The organism is Streptomyces silaceus (assembly GCF_001419745.1).
Taxonomy (GTDB): domain Bacteria; phylum Actinomycetota; class Actinomycetes; order Streptomycetales; family Streptomycetaceae; genus Streptomyces; species Streptomyces silaceus.
On the sequence record NZ_LIRJ01000494.1, the window covers coordinates 1 to 8,005 of the forward strand.

Annotated in this window: 8 protein-coding genes and 1 pseudogene; 6 read left to right on the plus strand and 3 right to left on the minus strand. The window is 74.3% G+C overall.

The annotated features are described in order from the left end of the window. From AOK22_RS42045 to AOK22_RS35175, 6 genes and pseudogenes are all read left to right on the plus strand, one after another. Positions 1 to 368 (plus strand): annotated as a pseudogene (locus AOK22_RS42045) (hypothetical protein); the annotation flags it as partial. Positions 369 to 439: 71 nt separating this feature from the next. After that, complete coding sequence (locus AOK22_RS35155; protein WP_055702769.1) at positions 440 to 1,510, plus strand: CbiQ family ECF transporter T component; 1,071 nt, start codon at positions 440 to 442, stop codon at positions 1,508 to 1,510. Continuing rightward, on the plus strand, positions 1,507 to 3,111 hold the full coding sequence (locus AOK22_RS35160; protein WP_055702765.1) for an ABC transporter ATP-binding protein: 1,605 nt from the start codon (positions 1,507 to 1,509) through the stop codon (positions 3,109 to 3,111). The genes AOK22_RS35155 and AOK22_RS35160 overlap by 4 nt, the downstream gene beginning before the upstream one ends. Positions 3,112 to 3,122: 11 nt before the next feature. Next, a complete protein-coding gene (locus tag AOK22_RS35165; RefSeq protein ID WP_244165228.1) occupies positions 3,123 to 4,178 on the plus strand; it encodes an ECF transporter S component in 1,056 nt (351 codons plus the stop codon). Next, positions 4,075 to 5,523 (plus strand): prenyltransferase/squalene oxidase repeat-containing protein, encoded by a 1,449-nt coding sequence (locus tag AOK22_RS35170; protein ID WP_157872384.1) that lies wholly within the window; start codon positions 4,075 to 4,077, stop codon positions 5,521 to 5,523. Before AOK22_RS35165 ends, AOK22_RS35170 begins: the two co-directional genes overlap by 104 nt. A gap of 44 nt (positions 5,524 to 5,567) precedes the next feature. Further along, complete coding sequence (locus AOK22_RS35175; RefSeq protein ID WP_055702767.1) at positions 5,568 to 6,059, plus strand: DUF4430 domain-containing protein; 492 nt, start codon at positions 5,568 to 5,570, stop codon at positions 6,057 to 6,059. An 81-nt stretch (positions 6,060 to 6,140) separates the two neighbouring features. Here AOK22_RS35175 and AOK22_RS35180 read toward each other — a convergent pair whose 3' ends face one another. The 3 genes from AOK22_RS35180 to AOK22_RS35190 all read right to left on the minus strand — a co-directional run. Continuing rightward, complete coding sequence (locus AOK22_RS35180; RefSeq protein ID WP_055702768.1) at positions 6,141 to 6,443, minus strand: hypothetical protein; 303 nt, start codon at positions 6,441 to 6,443, stop codon at positions 6,141 to 6,143. 146 nt (positions 6,444 to 6,589) lie between these two features. Further along, positions 6,590 to 7,402 carry an endo alpha-1,4 polygalactosaminidase gene (locus tag AOK22_RS35185; RefSeq protein WP_079037032.1) on the minus strand — a complete coding sequence of 271 codons (813 nt, stop codon included), beginning with the start codon at positions 7,400 to 7,402 and terminating at the stop codon, positions 6,590 to 6,592. Positions 7,403 to 7,655: 253 nt separating this feature from the next. Beyond that, positions 7,656 to 8,005, minus strand: a 350-nt coding sequence (locus tag AOK22_RS35190) for a GDSL-type esterase/lipase family protein (RefSeq protein WP_244165229.1), incomplete at its 5' end; no start/stop codon positions are given.

Below are 8,005 nucleotides of genomic sequence, written 5' to 3' on the forward strand. Positions count from 1 at the left end.
GCGGGGGAGCGGGGGCCGGACAGAGCGGGGGCGCGCACCCCGACGAGCGGCCCGAACGACACCCCGCCAAGGACAAGGACGCGGACAAGGACGAGAAGAAGAACAAGGACAAGGACAAGGGCGGCAAGGGCAAGAAGTCCGCCGGGCCCGGTCCGTCCGCGTCCGGCTCGCCGAGCCCGGTGATCACCCCGAGCGAGGCCGCCGACTGGACGGGCGGCGACGACAAGCGCACCGTCGAGACCGCCTCCTCCTCGGGCGCGCCGACCGGCACCCTGCTCGGCGTCGCCGCCGCCGTGCTGCTCGCCGCGGGCGCCGGCGTCACGGCCTGGCGCCGCAGGAGAGCGGCCCGCGCGGACGGCTCCGCGTGAGCGCCGCACTCGGGCACCGCGCGCTGCCGCGTGCGGTGCATCCCGGTGCCTGGTGGCTGTGGGCGCTCGGCATGGCCGCCGCCGCGAGCCGCACCGCCAACCCCGTCCTGCTGGTGATGATCCTCGCCGTCGTGGCCTTCGTCGTGGTGCGCAGGCGCGGTGACGCGCCCTGGGCGCTGGCGTTCCGGATGTATCTGGTGCTCGGCGCGTTCATCGTGGCCATGCGCGTGATGTTCCGGATCGTCTTCGGCGGCGGCCAGGGCGACACCGTCCTGTTCACGCTGCCGCAGATCACCCTGCCCGAAGCAGTTGCAGGAATCCGCCTGTTGGGGCCGGTCGCCGCCGAACAGCTCCTCGGCGGGTTCTACGACGGACTGCGCCTGGCCACCATGGTCGTCTGCGTCGGCGCGGCGAACGCCCTGGCCAACCCCAAGCGGATGCTCAAGGCGCTGCCGGGTGCCCTCCACGAGGTCGGCACGTCCGTCGTCGTCACCCTGACCGTCGCACCCCAACTGGTCGAGAGCGTGCAACGGGTGCGCAGGGCACGGCGGTTGCGCGGCGGCGGCCGGGCCAAAGGGGTACGCGCGCTGCACGGCATCGTCATTCCCGTCCTCGAAGACGCGATGAACCGCTCCCTGGCCCTGGCGGCCGCGATGGCCTCGCACGGCTACGGCCGCACCGGGCGGCTCGCCCCGGGCGCCCGGCTGCTCACCGGCACCCTCGTCCTGGGCGGTCTGCTCGGCGTCTGCGCGGGCCTGTACGGGGCGATGGGCGCGAGCACGCCCCCGTACTTGGGGACCCCGCTGCTCCTGGCCGGGCTCGCCCTGGCGGGCTGCGGATTCGTGCTCGGCGGCCGGCGCGTGCGGCGCAGCACCTACCGGCCGGACCGCTGGCAGGCGGCCGAACTCGCGGTAGCCGCCTGCGGACTGGCTGCCGCGGTCCTGCTGTACGCGGCCGCGCGGACGGACGCCGCGTCGCTGTACCCCTCGCTGTCGCCGCTCGCCTGGCCCCAACTGGCCGCGCTGCCCGCCCTCGCCGTGCTGGTGGGGGTCGGGCCCGCGTATCTGGCACCGGAACCCCCCACGTCGTCGGACCCCGAACGGGATCCGGTGACCCATCAGCCCCTGGAGGCGGCCGCGTGATCGACTTCGACGAGGTCACCTTCACCTACCCGGACGCCCGGGAACCCGCCCTGCGCGGCGTGGACCTGCACATCGGCGAGGGCGAGCTGTGCCTGGTCACCGGACGCACCGGCGTGGGCAAGTCCACGCTGCTCGGCGCGGTCAACGGCCTGGTGCCCCGCTTCACCGGCGGTCGGCTAAGCGGCCGGGTCGCGGTCGACGGGGTGAGCACGGCCGACGCGCCCCCGCAGGAGTTCGCCGCGCTCGTCGGCGTCGTCGGCCAGGACCCTCTCGCGGGGTTCGTCACCGACACCGTCGAGGAGGAACTCGCCTACTGCATGGAGCAGTTGGCCGTGCCGGCGGACGCCATGCGCAAGCGCGTCGAGGAGACCCTCGACCTGCTGGGCATCGCCGGGCTGCGCCGACGCGCCCTGCGCACCCTGTCCGGCGGACAGCAGCAACGCGTGGCGATCGGCGCCGTCCTCACCGCGCACCCCAAGGTGCTGGTCCTCGACGAGCCCACCTCGGCGCTCGACCCGACGGCCGCCGAGGAGGTCCTCGCGGCCATCACCCGCCTGGTGCACGACCTCGGTACGACCGTGCTGGTCGCCGAGCACCGCATGGAACGCGTCCTGCAGTACGCGGACCGGCTCGTGCACCTGCCGGGCGACGGGCACGTGGTGGAGGGCGACCCCGCCGAGCTGATGCACGCCTCCGACGTGGCGCCACCCGTCGTACACCTGGGCAGGCTGGCCGGCTGGGACCCGCTGCCGCTGTCGGTGCGCGACGCCCGCCGCAAGGCCGCGCCCCTGCGTGAACGGCTCGCGGGCCACGCGCCGCCCCGACCCGAGGGGAGAGCGGGCGAGGCCGCGCTCACGGGTCACCGGATCACCGTCGCGTACGGCCAGAACCTCGCCGTGCGCGATGTGGACCTGACCCTGGCGCGCGGCCAGGTCACCGCCCTCATGGGCCGCAACGGCTCCGGCAAGTCCTCGCTGCTGTGGGCCCTGCAGGGCTCGGGCCCGCGCCGCTCGGGCACCGTCGAGGTGCGTGGGCAGGACCCGGGCAGGCTGTCCGCCCGCAGGGCGCGCGCCTTGGTCGGCCTGGTGCCGCAGACCGCGAGCGACCTCCTTTACCGCGAGAGCGTCGACGCCGAATGCGCTCAGGCCGACGCCGACGCGGACGCCCCTGCGGGCACGGCACGCACCCTGCTCGACGGCCTGGCCCCCGGCATCCCGGGCGGCCGTCACCCCCGCGACCTGTCCGAGGGGCAGCAACTCGCCCTCGTGCTCGCCGTGCAGCTCACCGCCGCCCCCGAGGTCGTCCTCCTCGACGAGCCGACCCGGGGCCTCGACTACCACGCCAAGGACGCCTTCGCGCGTCTCGTGCGCCGGCTCGCCGACGAGGGCCGGGCCGTCGTGGTGGCCACCCATGACGTGGAGTTCACCGCACGGGCCGCCGACCGGGTGGTCGTGATGGCCGAGGGCGAGACCGTCGCCGACGGGCCGACCCGCGACGTCGTGGTCTCCTCGCCCGCCTTCGCCCCGCAGGTCGCCAAGGTCCTCGGCCCGCAGGAGTGGCTGACCGTGGAGCAGGTGCGGCACGCCCTGGAGGCCGTATGACGGTCGGGAACATGCGGCGCGGACGTGGCGTACGAGTGCCCGCACTGCCCGTCGGACTGCGCGGCGCCGCCGTGCTGACCCTCGCGAGCGTGGCCGGACTCGCCATGTTCTTCTGGCCTTTGTTCGTCGCGCCGCGCCCCGAGGCGGCCGCGCACAGCGCCGACGCCCCGCTCCTCTTCGTCCTCACCATGCCGGTGCTGCTCGCCGTGGTCCTCGCCGAGATGTCGTCCGGCGGCATCGACACGAAGGCCCTGGCGATGCTCGGCGTGCTCTCGGCGGTCAACGCGGGACTGCGGCCGCTGGGCGCCGGCACGGCGGGCATCGAGACGGTGTTCTTCCTCCTGGTGCTGGCGGGCCGCGTCTTCGGGCCCGGGTTCGGCTTCGTCCTCGGCGCCACCTCGCTGTTCGCCTCGGCACTGCTGACCGCGGGGGTCGGGCCGTGGCTGCCGTTCCAGATGATCGCCTCCGGGTGGATCGGGCTCGGCGCCGGGCTGCTGCCCCGGCGCTGCACGGGCCGCGCGGAGATCGCCCTGCTCGCGGTCTACGGCGTCCTCGTGGCGTACGTCTTCGGCTTCCTGATGAACATGTGGTTCTGGCCCTTCACCGCGGGCACCGACACCCAGCTGTCGTTCGTCGCGGGCGCCCCGGTCGCGGAGAACCTGCACCGTTTCGCCGTCTTCACCCTGGTCACCTCGACCTTTGGCTGGGACACCGGACGCGCCCTGACCAACCTGATCGCGATCGTCGCCCTGGGGCCCGCCGTCCTTGCGGTGCTGCGCAGGGCGGCGCGCCGCGCGGCCTTCGACGCGCCCGTCACGTTCGACGCCCCCGTCAAGCCCGACACCTCCATCGGCACCGAGGCAGCCGTCGCCGTCGATGCATCCGCCGCGCTCGCTCCCGCCGGATCACCGGCCTCCCCACCCCACGTCCTTCGGACACGTACCAGCAAGGAGAAGACCGACGATGACTCCGTCCCTCAGACCCGGGGCCCGGGCGGTGCTGCCCGCCGCCCTCGCCGCCGCCGTGGCGAGTGCCCTGCTGACGCCCGGCCCCGCACACGCGGCTGACCCCGCCGCACCGGCGCTCAAGTCCCCCGCGAACGCGGCCGCGACCTGGATGACGTCCAAGCTGACCGACGGCTCCAACGCCTCCGCCGACCACGGCCTGACCGCCGACGTGGTGATGGGGCTCGCCGCGACCGGCACCGGTGGCGCCGCGCAGAAGAAGGCCACCGACTGGCTCGCCGCCCACGCCGCCGACTACATCAACCGCGGCACGCCCGGCAAGGTCTTCGCGGGCGGCACCGCCAAGCTCGCGCTGGTCGCCGCCGTCGAGGGCCGCGACCCGAAGGACTTCGGCGGCCAGGACCTCACCAAGACGCTGCTCGGCCGGATGCAGGACACCGGCCGCTTCACCGACGACCTCCCGAACGGCGACGGCTCCAACCAGTTCACCCAGTCGCTCGCCGTCCTCGCCCTGCAGCGCAGCGGCGATCTGCCGGACAAGGCCGTCGACTTCCTCGCCTCGTCCCGCTGTGCCGACGGCGGCTACCCCCTGTTCTTCAAGTCCGACCCGGCCAAGTGCAAGTCCCACACCGACAGCACGGGCCTCGCGGTGCAGGCGCTGCTCGGCGCGGGCCGCGCCGCGGAGGCGAAGCCCGCGCTGGACTGGCTGGAGAAGCAGCAGCTCGCCGACGGCAGCTTCCGCGACAACGGCTTCGGCACCCCGCCGGGCAACTCCAACTCCACGGCCCTCGACGTCCAGGCGCTGGCCGCGGGCGGGCGCGTCGAGGCCGCCGGCAAGGGCATCGCCTGGCTCAGGTCCGTGCAGGTGGGCTGCCGGGGCGCGAGCGCGGACCGGGGAGCGGTCGGCTACTCCGAGCCGAAGGCGGACGGCACCGCGCTGCGGGCCACCGCCCAGGCGGTCCCCGCGCTGGCCGGCAAGTCCCTGGCGCAGATCGACGGCAAGGGCGCGGCGAACGGCCTGGAGCCGGTGGCCTGCGCGCCCGACGGAGGCACCGGCGGCGGCAGCGGTGGCCATGGCGGCACCGAGGGCGGCGCCAACGGCGGTACGGACGGCGGTACGTCGGGCGGCTCCGGCTCCGACGGCGGCACCACGGGCGGCACCGACCCGACGGCCACTCCGGGCCCCTCCCCGTCCGGCGACGCCTCGGCGTCGGGCGGCGCCACGGCCGGAGGCGGGACGACGGCCACCGGCGGCGGCTCCGCCGACCCGGGCGGTGCGGGCACGATGGGCGGAACGTCGGGGGACACCACGGGCGGCGTCACGCCGACGGGTGGTCTCGCCTCGACGGGCGCCCCCGCACTGCCGCTGGCCGGCGGCGCCGCGGCTCTGCTGGCCGTGGGGGCCGGTGCGGTCGTCGTCGCCCGCAGGCGCCGCGCACAGACCTGACAGCACCTCATTCCCTGACGACACCAACGGAAAGGCACCTCACCATGCGCAGCACCCTGCCCCGAAGAACCGCCCTCCTCGCCGCGGCCGTCGGCCTCACCCTGGCCGCGGCGGCCCCCGCCACCCAGGCCGCCCCCGCCGCGGCCGCGGCGAACACCCCCATCACGGTCACGCTGACGGTCAAGGGCCCCAACGGTGCGCTCTACGACAGCACCATCAGCACCAAGGGCCACACCGTCACCACCGCCTCCGGCGGCACGCACAAGTGCGACGGCACCAACAACGGCGCCAGCACGACCGCCGGGGCCACGCCCACCGCCGCCTTGGACGACGCGGCGAAGAAGCAGGGCTTCACCTGGGACGGCACCTGGTACGCGTCGTACGACGACTACTTCGTGACCACCATCGACGGCAAGAACGGCGGCCAGGACGCCTACTGGAACATCTCCGTGAACGGCACCGCCACCCCCGTGGGCGGTTGCCAGTTCCGCATCAAGGCGGGCGACAAGGTCGCCTTCACCTGGACCGAGATGTAGGGGAGGGGCCCGCCGCCGGCGCCGTGGGGGCACCGGCGGCGGGACCGTCCGTACGGAGGGCCCCGGCGCGCCCGGCTGCCCCTAGTACCACATGTACAGGTGGTACTTGAACTTCCCGTCCGTGCCCACGCCGGGGTCGCACTCCGCGACCCAGCTGGGGTGCTTGCTCAGCCAGTAGTTGCCGCGGGCGATGCAGTCCGAACGGGTCCAGTGGCTGCTGTAGAAGTGCCGGGTCGCCTGCGCGCCCCTGGCGGCCACGGTGCCTTCGGCGTCGGCCGAGGCCACGGGCGCCGTCGCGGGCGCGGCCTGGGCCGGTGCCGCCATGAGGCCCAGTCCGAGGGTGGTGCCGAGGGCGAGTCCTGCGAGGATCTTCCGGGTGCGCATCAGTACCTCTTCCGTCGGTGGAGTCCGTGCCCGAGGGGCCCGGTCTCCGTTCCTGTTCGACGGGCATCACTGTGCTCACCCGGCCATGTCCGTACCTTGAGGAGAGCTTGAATGGGCTGACCACGGTACGGACACGGCCGGGCCCGTCAGCAGTGGCGGTACACGTATCCGCCCTCACCGGCGGGCCGCACGTCGCGGTCGCGCAAGGTGATGGACAGTTCCTTGCCCCACGAGCGGCAGGCGGCGTCGAAGTCCTTCCGCTCGTACTCGATGTCGAAGACCCTCCCGTCGTACGCCGACGCGTAGTCGGGGCACTCCTTGTAGTGGGCGCACTCCTCGGTCACGGCGAAGTCGAAGCCGATGCGGTCGCGCCGGTCCAGGAGGTCGGTCGTGTTCTTCTGGGCGATGGCCAGCCCCCGGTCGTGGGCGCGGCGGGCCAGGAGCCGGGCGAACTCCGCGGCGTCGTCGGTGGTCAGCAGACCGTCGGAGCGCTCGTAGGAGTCGAGGTTGTCGGGCTCCACCGCGTCGAAGCCCGCCTTCGCACAGCCGTCGATCCAGGTGCCGACGACGTCGGCGAGGGCCGCGCGCTTCTTGGCGGTGGAGATGTCGAGCAGGGGCTCCTGCCAGTCCTCGTCGACGACCTCGTCGCCCTCGTCGTCGCGCAGCAGCAGATCGGGGTGCTCGCGCTGCCACCAGCGCGCGGCGTCCTTGCCGGGCTGGGCCTGGAAGGCGTTGACGTAACAGATGTTGTAGAGCCCGGGGACGGGGTCGGCGGTGCGGTCGCGCGAGACGGCGCGCGTCTTCGCCGGGGGCCGGTAGGGGCCGCCCAGCTGGTAGTCGAAGGAGGCGTCGGCCTGCGGGCGGCGGACGTCGTCCTCCGCGGGGCGGGCCGCCGGGGATCCCGACGCGGCCCCGGGGGAGTCGGCGGTCCCGCCGCTCCCGCAGGCGGCGAGGGGCATGAGCAGGGCGAGGAGCAGCGCGCCGCCGGCTCCGGCTCGTACGGAAGGCCGCCCGAGGGCACGGACGGAGGCTCGCCCGGAGGCCCGGGCTGAGCGGTTCTTGCTGGTACGCCACTTGATCCCGATCACTCGACCAGGATCTCAGCCCGCGCCCCCGCCGGGTGCGGCGGGGGCGCGGCGTCGGGACGCATACGTGGCCCCGACGCCGGGAAACACGCAGGGCCCGGCGTCGGGGCAGTCCAGTGCCCCGCCGTCAGGACAGGTTCAGGACCTTCGCGGTCTCCGCGGCCATCCCCGCCTCGCCGGCGGCGTTCGGATGCACGGGGACGAAGTTCGTGCCGAACAGGACCGGCTCGATCCAGCGCTGGTCCGCCGGCTTGCAGGCGTCGTGCGCGTCGGACGCGGGGCCCATGTCGACGTACGTCGCGCCGGTCTCCCCGGCGGCCCGCTGCACCGCGCCGTTCAGGGCCGTCTGCAGATCACGCAGATAGGGGATGTCCCCCTCCGCGACGGGCATCTTGGCGAAGCAGCCCGGCACGGCCTGGGCCGGAGTGATCCACGGGTAGCCGAGGATCGCGACCTTCGCCTTCGGCGACCGGGTCT

What these genes read in the sequence shown, in the direction of transcription:
- AOK22_RS35185 (WP_079037032.1), bottom strand. Translation starts at nt 7,402, where the DNA reads ATGCCCCTCGCCGCCTGCGGGAGCGGCGGGACCGCCGACTCCCCCGGG.
- AOK22_RS35165 (WP_244165228.1), top strand. Translation starts at nt 3,123, where the DNA reads ATGCGGCGCGGACGTGGCGTACGAGTGCCCGCACTGCCCGTCGGACTG.
- AOK22_RS35175 (WP_055702767.1), top strand. Translation starts at nt 5,568, where the DNA reads ATGCGCAGCACCCTGCCCCGAAGAACCGCCCTCCTCGCCGCGGCCGTC.
- AOK22_RS35155 (WP_055702769.1), top strand. Translation starts at nt 440, where the DNA reads ATGGCCGCCGCCGCGAGCCGCACCGCCAACCCCGTCCTGCTGGTGATG.
- AOK22_RS35170 (WP_157872384.1), top strand. Translation starts at nt 4,075, where the DNA reads ATGACTCCGTCCCTCAGACCCGGGGCCCGGGCGGTGCTGCCCGCCGCC.
- AOK22_RS35180 (WP_055702768.1), bottom strand. Translation starts at nt 6,443, where the DNA reads ATGCGCACCCGGAAGATCCTCGCAGGACTCGCCCTCGGCACCACCCTC.